The sequence below is a fragment of the Methanolobus vulcani genome (assembly GCF_006546655.1).
Lineage (GTDB): Archaea > Halobacteriota > Methanosarcinia > Methanosarcinales > Methanosarcinaceae > Methanolobus > Methanolobus vulcani_A.
This window is the reverse complement of sequence record NZ_VIAQ01000006.1, coordinates 324,259-338,019: the sequence shown is the minus strand read 5'-3', so window position 1 is coordinate 338,019 and position 13,761 is coordinate 324,259. Positions and strand designations below refer to the sequence as shown.

Here is a 13,761-nt window from a genome sequence, read left to right as displayed (position 1 = left end):
ATTGGATAGGTATATAAAAACATTTTTCACACTAATAGCGGTGAGCATGATGATTATTGGAACAATGGCACCTGCCATGGCTGTCAGTTCCAAAGCGTATAGTTTTGAAGATAATCTTGAAATCGATGTACTCGATGCTTCTGACGAGCAGTTGTATGTGCCGGGAGAAATACTGGTTAAGTTTAGTCCCGGCGTATCTGAGGCAAAGATAAAAGACATAAACTCAAAGAATGGCGCAACTGTAACCTATACAAGTCCTTATGCAGGCTTTAAGAAACTCAATATCCCAAAGACGAAGTCTGTGGAAGAGATGGTGGAGATCTACAGTAAGAATCCTAATGTGGAGTATGCGGAACCAAACTATATCGCATCCACATTTATGGTGCCAAATGATCCATATTACAATCTACATCAATGGAATCTCGATAACGACGATTATGGAGGAATCAATATGGAGGCTGCATGGGAGATTTCTAACGGAACTGGAGTGATCGTAGCAGTACTGGACACAGGTGTCGCATATGAGAATCTATATGAGGAAGTGAGATTCCGCAATAAATATATTGAGAAACTGGTTTACGGACTGGCTCCAGATCTTGCAGAAACTAATTTTGTACAAGGCCACGATTTTATCAACAATGATGAACATCCAAACGATGATGAGGGACATGGAACACATGTTACAGGAACAATTGCTCAGAGCACAAATAATGAGTTAGGAGTTGCAGGAGTTGCATATAATTGCTCAATAATGCCTGTAAAAGTGCTCGATAGCCATGGCAGTGGTAGTTATGATGATATTGCAAACGGGATTTATTATGCAGCGGATAATGGTGCACAAGTAATAAGCATGAGTCTTGGAGGAAATGATAGCAGCACAACTCTGGAAGATGCGCTTGAATATGCCTATAATAAAAACGTCACCATAGTCTGCTCTGCAGGTAATGAGTATAATGCAACGATTGGAGGCAATTATCCATCCTATCCTGCAGCCTATGATGATTACTGTATCGCGGTTGGTGCTACCAGGTATGACGAAAACCGTTCCTATTATTCAAGCATTGGTTCCTATCTGGATATAGCGGCACCAGGCGGGGATTTAACTGTGAACCAGAATGGAGACAGTTATGGAGACGGCATACTACAGCAAACATTTGGAGATGATCCTACAGATTTCGGTTACTACTTCTACCAAGGAACATCCATGGCCGCCCCACATGTATCAGGTGTCGTTGCTCTCTTGCTTGCTACCCCTATTCCATCAGAATATGACACTAACAACAACAACGAGTGGGAACCTGCCGAGATTAGTCAAAGATTGTACGACACATCCGATGACATTGGTGCAGAAGGTTGGGATGAAGAATATGGATGGGGACTTTTAGATGCTTATGCAGCCCTGAACTATGTACAGCCGGAGCAAGAAAACCAAGCACCTGCAGCAGTAATGGATATGCCTTATGTTGCCTATATTGGTGAAACTGTCAATTTCAATGCTTCAGATTCAACGGACCCTGATGGTTCAATAGAATCATATTACTGGGAATTTGGAGATGGAACAAATGCAACAGGAATGAATGTGGAACATGTTTATTACGATTTCAATGACTATATTGTGAACCTGACAGTTACAGATGACAAAGGTGCAACAGATACTGTTACCGAACCAATTGCAATAATCCCTCCAAATGAGGCACCGATAGCAGTAATGAATATACCCGGAAGTACAAATGTAGGTGAAATGGTCAATTTTGATGCTTCAGGATCAGAAGACCCTGATGGCGGGATCATGGACTATAGCTGGAATTTTGGTGATGGCAGTTTAGGAAACGGCATCATTGCAACGTATACCTACAATATTGCTGGAAATTACACTGTAGAACTGACGGTCACGGATTATGAAGGAGCATCTAACACCACTTCAGCATCAATTGCCGTAATTCAACCAAATAGGGCACCTGTAGCAGCAATGGACATGCCTTCAAGTGCATATATAGGTGAAACGGTCAATTTTAATGCTTCGGGTTCGACAGATCCTGACGGAGACATCTTATCGTTCTCATGGGACTTTGGAGATGGAAGCAGCACAACCGGTGAAAATGTGACATATGCCTATGATGATGAAGGAACTTATGAGGTAAACCTGACAGTTTCCGATGGTGAACTAATGGATACCATCACAGGATTTATTGAAATAACTGTGATGCCAGTAAACAATCCTCCAGATGCTGACGCAGGTGGCCCGTATGACCCGGTTAATGAAGGTTCTACGATAAGCTTTAATGGAAATGATTCAGTCGACTCTGACGGAAGCATTGTTTCATACCAGTGGGATTTTGGAGATGGAAACACATCAGAGGAAATGAATCCTGAATATGTCTACGCAGATAATGGAACCTATACAGTGACACTTACAGTAACAGATGATAAAGGCGATACAGGAACCAATACCACCGATGTGACTGTGAATAATGGTGCACCAGTTGTGGATGCAGGAGAAGACCTAACCGCCGAAAAGGGTACACAAGTCTATTTCTCCGGCAGTTTCGCAGACCTGGGTGCAGCAGATACCCATACGATACTCTGGGATTTCGGAGACGGAAACACAATTCTTGGTTCATTGACACCCACATATACATATGCACTTGAGGGTGAGTACACTGTGATGCTCACAGTAACAGACGATGACGGTGGCATCGGTTCAGACACTATAAATGTAACTGTATATGACCCAAAGACAGTTTATGTTAATGTTGAAATAGAAGAACCAGAAGTGTCTAAAACAGCAGGCAAGAATGTTTTCGCTGTTGCAACAGCGACAATTACTGTAACCGATGCAAACGGATATGTAGGAAACGCATCTGTCATTGGTCACTGGGAGGGTTTAACAAGTGATACGGATACTGCGACAACAAATGACTCTGGAATAGCTACTGTTGAGTCAGATCTAGCAAAGTATCTAAAAGGCACAGACCCGGATTTCAACTTCCATGTTGACTCCGCACATGTTAATGGCACACTTTGCACAATAGTACTTCAATAAAAATAGTGTCCTTCGGGACACTAATTCTTTTTTTCGTGTGTTTGCTTAAAAGTCAGTTATTCAATAAAATCTGCGCTTGCTAAGATTTATTACAGAATCAATTCCAGAATATAGAATTGCAGACATGTTTTTAGTGAAAGAGTCTGATTAAACAGACTGCTTATTGATATCTATATTCTAAAAATCAGATTTTATGGAAGAAAAAAAGAAGAAATCGCTGTAATCCATCTGGATAATCACAAATAAAACGTGAGCTTTCCAAATATCTTACAACCCTTTCCTGAAATCACTCATTCCCTTTGAAACATTACTCAATAACTGAGCAGCTATCTCCTGGGAAGGCCAGGCTCCAAGACCACAGTCCGGACCTGCATACTTTATGGATTCTTCGAACATGGAATATGCCTTTGAAAGTCTCTTTGAGATAATATCCGGGGTTTCCATATCATTTATGATCTCAGGGAAATACCGGGTTTCTTTCCAGACATTTGTGTTGTATTTGTCGTTAAGGACAGAAACAAGATTGAAAATGTCTGTTCTTGCAACTCCAACCCTGAGATATGAATCTGCATCTTCAAGTTCCTTTTTGTCTATAAGATCAAGATATGATGGAGTAGCTGCTGATTCAACACCTATGACACTGATATTCTCTGTCTTGCAGGCAAGTTTGTAGTGCAATGGTGAATGTAAGTGGATTTCTACATCACAGCCAGCTTTTTTAGCTGAGCTGCATGCAATGTCCATGGCTTTTATGAGATCATTATCTGAGAACATTACCTGAGGATTTATGCCTATACTGGGTTCGTCAATTGAAACGGTCTTAATATTGAAATCTTTGGCAACAGAGAGTGAGTTCTTCACAAAGCGGTCAACACTTTCTCCAAATAGATTCAATATGTCCACATATTCGGTTCCTCCAAACTCCTTAAGATAGAGTTCCAGAGGACCGGTTACACATACACGGACATTGAGCTTTTCACCGTTCTCTTCCCTGTAGGCTTTTGCAACTTCAGAGATGGCTTCGAGTTCAATAATACGGGCATCTGATAATTTAACCTTGAAAGGTTCTTCCGTACAATTTGAATCCCTGATGATAGAAAGAAACTGCTCATTCATGTCCTGGTACTGCGGATATGTTGGTACCTCAACACCAGCTTCCACTTTCATCATGAAAGCATCATTTATGACCTTGAACAGGTCTGCATCACTTTTCTTCTCCGAGAACTTTCCAGCCATCCACTCTTTTGATAGTCCCGCTGGAAGAGGAAAACTACCAATATCATCAAATATTATCTCTGCCATGCCAATATTATTAGCCTGTATTTAACTTATAAGTTTTGAGTGCAGCTCGTAGAAACTGAGTTTACAGCGGCAAGTAAGCTACTGAAATGGAAATAACAAAAAAAGGAAATGAAACTGAGTAAAAGTCAGTTACTTTTTGATAGTAGCAGAGATCTTTGACACGTAATAATTGATGCACATCTGGGAATAATCCATGGATTTAGATGACATGTGAGAAATAATCTCATCTGCATCTCTTTTTGGAGCTTGGCTGCTACCTGGCATTCCATACATTTCACGGTGTTTGGAAACTTTTTGCAGCATTATATTCTGGAAATCGATTACATCAATCTTTTCTTCTGCATTGAGCTCTTCAAAGCCCTTCTTCAGGGAAGTAAGCTGTTCCCTGTTATCTTCGGTCATTTCAATATCTAATATAGGGTTTTTTAATTCCATTGGTACCACAATAAAACATATTAGAGTAACGTTAGATATAGTTTTGGTAATTATAATTATTTAATATATACGAAGTTAATATTTACAGAAGATGCTGATTTTTGAAATAAACTCAATAATTGAGAAAAAAATAATACATAATGTACAATAAAAGAATAAATCAATCTGTTAGAAAAAAATAATTGCTTCGGATAAAAATACCGAAGCTCAAAGTTCTTATTTTAGATTTAATTTTCTGCTGGCAATGTCAACAACAATCCAATGTTTGCAAATGCCTCTGCAGCCTGTTTGAAAGCAATAAGGAATTCCTTTTCACTCAAATCTATGTCAGCTGCCATTGGCTCTGCTGCAAACCATATCTCCTTTTCACTGTCTCCACGGGTAAGTGAAACACAGGAAAGCATATCAGCCCTGGTGAGCCTGTACACAGAATTCCTGCCTGTTGGAGTTACCCAGGATGGGTGAATGTTCTTGAGTTCATTTACAAACTTGTCCCAGTTAATTGTTGCAGATGCTTCCAAATTGAGTTTGACAATTGCACGGTCTCCTGTAACTTCCTTTTCAATAACCTTGACAAGCTTCTTGTATTCCGGATCAGACTCATCAACAACCATAGCCTCCTTCTCAAGTTTCTCTGCCTCGTCTGCAAAGAACGGAGCAAGGTTTACAGTATCAGATGGTTTTGTTGCCAGTGACACACCAAAGAAAGCTACTCCACTAAGAAGCATTCCTAAAATAACTCCATGGTTTGAAAGTACCGGATGCAAGGTTGTAAGGTAAGGTAATGCAAATGGAGGGGTGTTTGCAAGATCAACGGCTGTCAGTCCAATCTGTACTACTGCACCAACAATAAGTCCTGCAAGAGCACCTTGCTTTGTTGCACGCTTCCAGTACAAACCGCCCATAAGAGGGAAGAAGTAGGCTGCACTGGCGATGAAAGTTGCAATGTGAATTACATCGATAATACTGTCAATGTAGAATGAAAGAACAGTTGCCAGTGCTACAATAATGAGAACACTGATCCTGTTTATTGTCATCATCTGTTTCATCGTTGCATCAGGTTTTATGTATCTCTGGTAAATGTCACGTGAAATACATGAACCACCTGAAGTTGCAAAAGTATCGGCAGAAGACATTGCAGCTGCTGCAAGACCAACAGCACAAAGACCGACTGCTACTGGTGAAAGTGAGCTTACAATGTATACAAGAAGAGCTGGTTCTGCATCAGCCATTGCACCCATTCCTATCTCTGCAAATGAAGCCGGGATCTCAGGATAGATATGATTGAGACTAATGGCTATTGCTGTACATGCAACTCCGAAGATCAAAAAGATCAGGAATGAACCAAGTATCATACCGTTCCTTGCGGATTTTTCATCCTTAGCTGCCCATATTCTTTGCCATGGATCCTGCTCTGTGATCCATCCTGGAATAATAGCAAAGATAGCAATCAGGACTGCCGGAACACCAACAGATATTGGGTTCCACCACCCGGAAGGCACATCACCAAATAGATCTGAACTTGTCATGGCAGATGTATCCGCAGTGCCTGTTGTTGCTGCACCCACAAGCACAAATGCGATGATAAGTGAGAATGTAGCAAGCATGATGAACTGTATCATATCGGTCCAGATAACTGCTGAGAAACCTCCGAGTGTTACGTAAACTGAGATTGCAAGGGCCACAATTGCTGCTGCATAGATCGGTTCAAGACCAAAGAATATGCTGAGTACAAGTGAGAAACCTTTGATATCCGCAACAGCGAAAAGAGCCATTACGATTGCGATAACAATGGCAACCGGTGCACGTATTGAACTGCTGAATCTCTGTTCAAGCAGTTCAGGCTGTGTGATTGCAGGCAGGTGTTTTATCTTACCTACAAGCAGTGCGATCAAAAGCAATGCAAGAATGTTCGGGGCTACAAAGTCCCAGATGGAACCCATTCCAAGCAGCATGTAAAGAGCAATGACCGATAGAATTCCACCGGCTGTCATCCATGAAGATGCTGCTGAAAAACCAATACCAATTGCACTGATTTTACGGCCCGCAAGCCAGAAATCAGTTACAGACTTCTGTTTTTTTGTGAAATATAATCCTATACCTATCAGTCCAAGCAAATAGACTGCCATTAATATAAGGAATATCTGATAACTTTCCATAATAACTACCTCTAATAATGATTAATAGACTCCGACAGAAACTATCGAAGGCCTTTATATATGTAATTACTACTCTTATTATGGTAAGTATATAAGGGTTTTCAAAAAATGTACTTTATGTTTAGTCAATTTTATTTACTAATTCTAATTAAACATAATCTGTTGATATCTATTTTAGCTGAATTATTCCAGGATACAAAATTAAGTTGAGTTAAGAAAATGAGATTTTTTTCACATGAATAACTACAATTAATACTCAATTCAATGCTCAATCCAAAATAATATTATCATTCAGATACTATTTCCTAGCATGACCCTTGAGCCGGTTCACATAAAAGAGATACATGAAATCGTCGACCGCATCGATAAATGTTTCAAAAAAGATGAGAACGACAGCGATGATAATGAAAAAGTGAGGAATATACTTGATAGGCTCAGGAAACTTGAATTCAACGATAAAGTAGTTTTAAGGTCAATAGGACCTGTCAGACGTGGAAAAGCTAGCATAGAGAGAATGCTGCAGTCTGAAGACCCGTATCCTGTCTCCTACTCATGCGACAGTGGAAGTACCACTGCCAAGACATTTGATAATGGACTATACATCGATTTCTGCCATTGTGCAATGGCATGTACACCTACTGACCTTGATATTCACAGCAAAAGGACAATTGTTGCAGCAGCTTATACTCTGAGTGATAAGGTCTATCTTAATACCAGCCACAACTGGGAATCTTTTGACAGAGGTTGCGGGAGAATGAAAATAGTTCGAGTACAACCCGGACTGCTCAATAAAAAGGTCACTGATATTTTACATGATATTGCTCTCTATCTTTCAGAGTCAGAGCACATACTCTGGATGCTTGACAGCATCGGGAAGGATGATTTTTTCATAATGGATGGTCCCATTTATCCTAAAAGGATAATGTACTGGATGGTGGTGAATTCCGAAGACGTGGACATTAGCATCGACCCCAGCAGCAGGAAGATCATTCAGAATTACATCGACATAATGGACCATCATATTGAGAATATGAAGCCTCTGGTGGGTTTTGTAAAGAACCCTGAGGACATGCAAATTATGCTGGCACTGAGGAAGCAGGAACCTGAACTTGACCTCCCGTGGCTTGTGGATGCACAGTTCTTCAAGAACGCACTTTCGCTTGAAAGGACCGGGATGAAAAGGCGGGAAGCTGAGAAATATATCACTTACACTAACTGGTTCATGCAGCCAAACCAGTTCTATGAAAAGATGTTGAAATCAACATCACCTCTTGTAGCTGAACTTGCCAGCAGCAAATTCGATGCAGAGGATTATGCGCTCAGTTTCTTCATGGCATATGTCCCAAAGCTTAACACAATTTTTAAAATCGAATCACCTTACGGACTTGTGAAGAACGAAGAACTGAGAAACCGGATGACAAGAAAAGTGCTCTATGACCTGGCACTTAACGGAATACCAAAGACACTTTCAAAAGCTGATTCAATAGCAAAGATACCGGTGTCTGAAAGGAAAAATATCATTGACAGATTCAGGAATTCAAAAATTGATACTAATTATAACAGCATAAGATGGGATGAAAAGAATGAGAGATAAGGACATACTTTCTTTTGCAGGCGACATGGACGATGAGCTGGATATTGAGATTCCGGCAACTGACGAAAAAATGAGTACAAAGGAAGAAGATGATTTTGAGGAGCTAACATTTGAAAATGATAGCAAAGGACAAAATCCAAATGGAGTTTCAGATGATGCATTCGGTATAATCACCACAGGAATAGACCCGCTAGAGATCACAGAAGCCGGAGCAAGAATTACCGGATATATTACAACATCACACCGCCAGAAAGTGAGACTTGGAACCTATGTCATGGTTCCATACGGAGATGAAGACCTGTTCGCAAGAATATGGAAACTCCAGTACCTGCAGGAATATGCTGTTGACGATGCAACTGAGATTCACTCACGCAGGATGCTGCAATCCAATACAACAGATGAGGTTGACTACAAGTTTCTGGCTTATCTTGACCCAATCTGCATCCTATACGAACCAAGGGGAAAGGGAATCCTTGACAGGAGAATGAGCGACAGGATTCCACGTCCAAATACTCCCATTTTTCCTGTAACTGATAAAAAGAAGATACAGACAGGGCTCAATATTCCGGAGGAAGGAATCTTCATGGGACACCTGAGCGTTGGTGGAGAACTTGTCAAGACACATGCGGTTCCTCCTACAGTTCCATATTACCTGAGAAATGACTATTCAATGGGTGACCCTTTGATTTTCAGGCATATGCTGGTCTGCGGAAGTACGGGTACGGGAAAGACTTTTCTGACAAAGAACCTGCTGCGCCAGTTCATGAGTGAGAATAACCGTTACAAACTCCGTGGTTCTGAGGAAAGGAGAAATCCATGTCTTGTGATTATGGACCCGCAGGACGAGTATTCTCAGCTTTTTGAAGACAATCCTGAGATCACAGATGATGACGATTTCAAATTCAGGGCTGAAAAAGTTAATTTTGGTGCCTGCAAGAACACCAAGACTTTTGTTGCAAAAATTAATGGTGAAGCCTACACTGGGAGGTCCAGAGCAGAGCAAATAGAGTTCACAATTCCTTTTGAAATGGTAAAGGAAAACTCGTGGCTCATAGCACCAGTAGGCATGACCGAATTGCAGTATGTAGGAGTTGACCTACTGCTTGAGGATTACTTCAAGAAAACCGGACAGCACACTTACAGCGGTTTCATGGACTTTATCGACAACGAAGATAGCAGAGGAAAATATGTTGATAGCGGCAAGATACACGAATCATCCTATGACGGTATCGTGCGCAGAGTAAAGAACCGTGCTCTTGCCAGGGTGTTTGATCAGCCTGCAAGACCAATAAGTGAGATTCTCGAACAGATATTCAAACCGGGACAGATTAGTGTTTTCCCTACCGAGTATATCACTAACTCACGCATACGTGACATTATTACTCTCACTTTGATGAGTACTATAGTGGACAATAAGCTAAAAACCTCAATAACTGAATCAGGAGAAGCTGCTGTCAAGGAAACTCCGATAATCCTGGGACTTGATGAAGCTCACCGCTATCTTGCAAAGGCAGGGGGAGAACATTCAAGGAGACTCATCTCCAAATTCGCTGATGCTGCTCGCCAGGGAAGAAAGGAAGGACTGGGACTTTTCCTTATAACTCAGGACCCACAGGATATTGATGATACCATCTTCAAGCAGATCAACACGCGCATAATTCTTAATCTCAGTAACGATGCGGCAATCAGCACAATGAAGGTTAAAAAAGAATTTGAGAAGCGTATTCCTTACCTGAAAAAAGGACAGATGATCGTGCAGAGTCCTGATAATAGTGATATGGTTGAGATAATGGGACTCTCAAGGTGTGTTGTGAAGCATGTTTGATTTTCATGTCAAACTGCTTTTTACCGAAACGTATATATGAAGCTAGTACGTATGGGTGTCTCGCTCAACTGAGCATGACAACGCGGGCCGGTAGCTTAGCCAGGCAGAGCGACGGACTCTTAATCCGTAGGCCAGGGGTTCAACTCCCTTCCGGCTCGCATTTTACAATCTCTTTTAATTGTTCTAATTCTTCTGATACTTCTAAAAGATTAAATGCCATCAGATTAATCTATCTTCGTCTCAAAGGTGAAACCATGCCAAAAGTGAGTGTTGATATCCCCCAGGAACTTCTTGATGACTTGAACCAGCACGTAGGTGACAATAAGAAGTTCGTTACACAGGCCGATGCCATAAGGACAGCTCTGCGGAAGATGCTGGACCAGCTTGACGATATAGACCGCAGGCATGGCAGGCTGGACGAGTAAATTTAAAAAATTGATTTTAATTTTGTGTCTAAACGACACTTTTCAGATTAGTGCTCAGAGACTTTTCAAATACTCAATACACTGCCTGCCTTCGTCGACACTTCCCATTTCGGTGACCATGAGTCCCTTGTAACCGGACAGGCTTTCCATAAGCTTTTTCCAGTCGATATTGCCCTGTCCTATTGGAAGATGTTCGTCGTGTGCTCCGTTGTTGTCATGGATATGCATGTGTGAGAGTTTATCCTTGCACTTTTCCACAAACTCATCCAGAAGTCCCATGGTGTTAGCATGTCCAACATCAAGGGTCATACCCACATTAGCCCTATCCGTCTGTTCAAGTATATCCAGCATCTCGTCGGGATAGCGACCAAATATCTTTGGGAAATTGGGCATGTTCTCAACGGCTATTGTAATTCCCATATCTGCCGAGTGTTCACAGAGGATTTGAATTGACTCTATACATGTATCCCATGCCTTTTCAGGCAATTTGGAACCGTATGGAGACAGGTAACCCGGATGCAGCACAGCCACTTCAACAAAACCTGATGCCATACTGAGGTAATGTTTCATCTGCCTCATGACCTCTCCGTGAATACCGGGATTCAGGCCTGCAAGGTTCATATCTGAAAAAGGAAGGTGCATGCTTAGTTTCAGGTTAGTGGTTTCCTTGATATCCATGACCTTTGGAAGATTATCTTCTGTCAGGCACTGTGAACCCTCCTGAACTATCTCCCAGCCAGTGTACCCGACATCTTCAAGGCTGTAAGCCCACTTAAAAGGGTCCTCCAAAACTGCACGTGATGAAAAACTCAGGTTCCTGATATTCATATTTAAACATCCCTTATATCCATTTCAAAATCAGGAACACCATCTTCTGTTGGTGGTGTCAGCCAGTCGAAGAACCTTTGCATTTCTCCTTCATTATCGGCTGTTACGGTGACATTGATAGAACCAAGTGTTTCTTCCTGTGCAGGATAATTCAGGCGACCGACACTTGCAACCTGCTTGCTGATGATAAAAGAAGTTGACAGTCCGTCCTCTGACCGACCGACATTAAGTCTTGTGCGTGAAGTGTCAATAATCTCCTCCTCTCTTATCTGGAAGTGAATCTTTTTCAGCGCATAGATGTCGCTCTCACCGGTGAATTTCCCGCTGTACTCTGAGCTTTCCTCGCAATCAAAATCAATCTCAGGGAAAAGCTGCTCCAGAGCTGAGAAGACTTTGTCCTTGCTCTCTGTTGGATTCACGACTGCTGAAACTGTAACTTTTATCATGGTAACTTTCCTGCCGAATATTACTGCAAGTTTTTACGGAATTATTTCTAAAAACTATCCCTTATAATTGTTCCTTACTTCACAAGTGCCATGATCTTGTCCCTGAACTCATCAAGGGTGTCATTGTTCTCAACAACAACGTCTGCAATTTCCATTGCTTCACCCATTCCCCAGCCAAGTTCACGCTCATCCCTTACTTTAAGCTCACTTATATCCTTCATGTCATCGCTTCTCTTACGTGCAAGCACACGCTCAAACCTTATCTCAAGAGGAGAATCCACGGAAACGAGAGTAAAATCTGAACCAAAGGCTTCTTTGAACCTTTCAACTTCAGGAACGCTGCGAACACCATCGATTCCGATAAAGTCTTCATTTGCAGCCTGGATCTTTGGGATACATCTCTTTGCAACAGCGTCCCTGCCTTCCTTTTCACGCAGGTCAGTGCCCACACCGCCGGTGTTGACATCGGTTGGCTCAAGTCCTCTGCGTACAACCTCTTCCCTGATGACATCTCCCATATTGATAACAGTAATACCTTCCTGGCGCAGAACAGATGCTGCCTCTGATTTGCCTGAGGCCGGCATTCCAACAAAAGCTAAAATCTTAGTCATAGATGAACCTGTCTTCTTTTATTAAGTTAGTAAAGGATAAGTGTAAAAACTCAATTTCTGGTGATTTTAATAGATTTTTCCATACATCCTACTTATATATTAGTATACCCTTCGATAGGACAATTCCCATGAAAATTGCTGACATCAAGATTCCCGGAAATATCCTGCTTGCACCAATGTCCAATGTGACAAACCTGCCGTTCCGTCTCATGTGCAAAAAATACGGTGCATCACTTACATATTCTGAAATGATAAGCGCGGATGCGGTCATCTATGAAAATGAGAAAAGCATTAACCGGGGAATGAGCTGTGAAGAAGAACGGCCTCTTGGGATTCAGATTTTTGGTAACTCTGCTGAAAATATGACAGAAGCGGCTCTTAAGATAGAAGAGATCTACCAGCCTGAGATAATAGACATCAATTTTGGATGTCCTGCAAGACTCCTGACAAAAGACGGCTGCGGATCTGCACTTCTAAGGTCGCCTGATCTTATTCATGAAATAGTTACAGGACTTGTAGACAACCTGTCAACTGCTGTGACCGCAAAGATACGCATTCTTGAAGACATGGAAAAAACTCTGGAAATCGCACACCTGATAGAAGATGCAGGAGCAGATGCTTTGACAGTTCATGGAAGGACAAGGCAGCAACAGTATTCCGGAAAAGCTGACCATTCATACGTGAAAAGTATTAAACAGGAACTCGGTATTCCTGTTATTGCTAACGGTGATATTATTGATGAAACATCAGCCCAGCAGGTGTTGGATTATACTGAATGCGATGGTATAATGATTGGCAGAGCTGCAATGGGTAACCCTTTTCTTTTCAGGAGAATTTCTCACTACCTTGAAACCGGGGATATGCTGGAATATAATGAATGCAGCCAGAGAATTGCAGACCTGAGAGAGTATTTTGGTCTTTTAGATGAATATGATTTGATGCATACTGTCAACATAAAGGCGCAAGCACAATGGTTCACCCGTGGGATGAGAAATGGCAGACATATAAGGAGAAGTATTGCCAGCTCAAAAACTATCGCTGAAATTATTCAAAGTTTGGATGAAATGTGCAAACATGCCGATTGATACTATTT

11 protein-coding genes and 1 tRNA gene are annotated in these 13,761 nt (G+C 41.5%); 6 read left to right on the top strand and 6 right to left on the bottom strand.

From position 1 onward, the window contains the following. Window positions 1-46: 46 nt before the first annotated feature. Complete coding sequence (locus FKV42_RS02115; protein WP_328287503.1) at window positions 47-3,043, top strand: PKD domain-containing protein; 2,997 nt, start codon at window positions 47-49, stop codon at window positions 3,041-3,043. A gap of 267 nt (window positions 3,044-3,310) precedes the next feature. On the opposite strand, the gene FKV42_RS02110 is transcribed toward FKV42_RS02115, so the two are convergent. The 3 genes from FKV42_RS02110 to FKV42_RS02100 form a co-directional block, all read right to left on the bottom strand. Continuing rightward, window positions 3,311-4,345 carry a methionine synthase gene (locus tag FKV42_RS02110; RefSeq protein WP_154808572.1) on the bottom strand — a complete coding sequence of 345 codons (1,035 nt, stop codon included), beginning with the start codon at window positions 4,343-4,345 and terminating at the stop codon, window positions 3,311-3,313. Between the two features lie 129 nt (window positions 4,346-4,474). Continuing rightward, window positions 4,475-4,780 carry a hypothetical protein gene (locus tag FKV42_RS02105; RefSeq protein ID WP_154808571.1) on the bottom strand — a complete coding sequence of 102 codons (306 nt, stop codon included), beginning with the start codon at window positions 4,778-4,780 and terminating at the stop codon, window positions 4,475-4,477. A 227-nt stretch (window positions 4,781-5,007) separates the two neighbouring features. Beyond that, window positions 5,008-6,939 (bottom strand): sodium:solute symporter family protein, encoded by a 1,932-nt coding sequence (locus FKV42_RS02100; RefSeq protein ID WP_154808570.1) that lies wholly within the window; start codon window positions 6,937-6,939, stop codon window positions 5,008-5,010. Between the two features lie 310 nt (window positions 6,940-7,249). Here FKV42_RS02100 and FKV42_RS02095 point away from each other — a divergent pair, with 310 nt between their 5' ends. The 4 genes from FKV42_RS02095 to FKV42_RS02080 all read left to right on the top strand — a co-directional run bounded on the left by FKV42_RS02095 (window position 7,250) and on the right by FKV42_RS02080 (window position 10,783). After that, window positions 7,250-8,533, top strand: a complete 1,284-nt coding sequence (locus FKV42_RS02095) for a DNA double-strand break repair nuclease NurA (protein WP_154808569.1) — start codon at window positions 7,250-7,252, stop codon at window positions 8,531-8,533. Next, window positions 8,523-10,358 (top strand): ATP-binding protein, encoded by a 1,836-nt coding sequence (locus tag FKV42_RS02090; protein ID WP_154808623.1) that lies wholly within the window; start codon window positions 8,523-8,525, stop codon window positions 10,356-10,358. The genes FKV42_RS02095 and FKV42_RS02090 overlap by 11 nt, the downstream gene beginning before the upstream one ends. Window positions 10,359-10,442: 84 nt before the next feature. Then, window positions 10,443-10,516: transfer RNA gene (locus tag FKV42_RS02085), tRNA-Lys, on the top strand. 96 nt (window positions 10,517-10,612) lie between these two features. Then, window positions 10,613-10,783, top strand: a complete 171-nt coding sequence (locus FKV42_RS02080) for a ribbon-helix-helix domain-containing protein (protein WP_154808568.1) — start codon at window positions 10,613-10,615, stop codon at window positions 10,781-10,783. Between the two features lie 54 nt (window positions 10,784-10,837). Here the strand turns inward: FKV42_RS02080 and FKV42_RS02075 are convergent, their stop codons facing one another. The 3 genes from FKV42_RS02075 to FKV42_RS02065 all read right to left on the bottom strand — a co-directional run bounded on the left by FKV42_RS02075 (window position 10,838) and on the right by FKV42_RS02065 (window position 12,668). Next, the gene (locus FKV42_RS02075; RefSeq protein ID WP_154808567.1) at window positions 10,838-11,611 is read right to left on the bottom strand and encodes a sugar phosphate isomerase/epimerase family protein; all 774 of its coding nucleotides are present in this window, start codon (window positions 11,609-11,611) and stop codon (window positions 10,838-10,840) included. Between the two features lie 2 nt (window positions 11,612-11,613). Continuing rightward, window positions 11,614-12,057 (bottom strand): RNA-binding domain-containing protein, encoded by a 444-nt coding sequence (locus tag FKV42_RS02070; RefSeq protein WP_154808566.1) that lies wholly within the window; start codon window positions 12,055-12,057, stop codon window positions 11,614-11,616. 74 nt (window positions 12,058-12,131) lie between these two features. Continuing rightward, window positions 12,132-12,668, bottom strand: coding sequence for an AAA family ATPase (locus tag FKV42_RS02065; protein ID WP_154808565.1), 537 nt, complete (start codon window positions 12,666-12,668; stop codon window positions 12,132-12,134). 128 nt (window positions 12,669-12,796) lie between these two features. Between FKV42_RS02065 and dusB the strand changes: the two genes are divergently transcribed. Further along, window positions 12,797-13,753, top strand: a complete 957-nt coding sequence (dusB, locus tag FKV42_RS02060; protein WP_154808564.1) for a tRNA dihydrouridine synthase DusB — start codon at window positions 12,797-12,799, stop codon at window positions 13,751-13,753. Window positions 13,754-13,761: the final 8 nt, after the last annotated feature.

What these genes read in the sequence shown, in the direction of transcription:
- FKV42_RS02115 (WP_328287503.1), top strand. Translation starts at nt 47, where the DNA reads ATGATGATTATTGGAACAATGGCACCTGCCATGGCTGTCAGTTCCAAA.
- FKV42_RS02110 (WP_154808572.1), bottom strand. Translation starts at nt 4,345, where the DNA reads ATGGCAGAGATAATATTTGATGATATTGGTAGTTTTCCTCTTCCAGCG.
- FKV42_RS02105 (WP_154808571.1), bottom strand. Translation starts at nt 4,780, where the DNA reads ATGGAATTAAAAAACCCTATATTAGATATTGAAATGACCGAAGATAAC.
- FKV42_RS02100 (WP_154808570.1), bottom strand. Translation starts at nt 6,939, where the DNA reads ATGGAAAGTTATCAGATATTCCTTATATTAATGGCAGTCTATTTGCTT.
- FKV42_RS02095 (WP_154808569.1), top strand. Translation starts at nt 7,250, where the DNA reads ATGACCCTTGAGCCGGTTCACATAAAAGAGATACATGAAATCGTCGAC.
- FKV42_RS02090 (WP_154808623.1), top strand. Translation starts at nt 8,523, where the DNA reads ATGAGAGATAAGGACATACTTTCTTTTGCAGGCGACATGGACGATGAG.
- FKV42_RS02080 (WP_154808568.1), top strand. Translation starts at nt 10,613, where the DNA reads ATGCCAAAAGTGAGTGTTGATATCCCCCAGGAACTTCTTGATGACTTG.
- FKV42_RS02075 (WP_154808567.1), bottom strand. Translation starts at nt 11,611, where the DNA reads ATGAATATCAGGAACCTGAGTTTTTCATCACGTGCAGTTTTGGAGGAC.
- FKV42_RS02070 (WP_154808566.1), bottom strand. Translation starts at nt 12,057, where the DNA reads ATGATAAAAGTTACAGTTTCAGCAGTCGTGAATCCAACAGAGAGCAAG.
- FKV42_RS02065 (WP_154808565.1), bottom strand. Translation starts at nt 12,668, where the DNA reads ATGACTAAGATTTTAGCTTTTGTTGGAATGCCGGCCTCAGGCAAATCA.
- dusB (WP_154808564.1), top strand. Translation starts at nt 12,797, where the DNA reads ATGAAAATTGCTGACATCAAGATTCCCGGAAATATCCTGCTTGCACCA.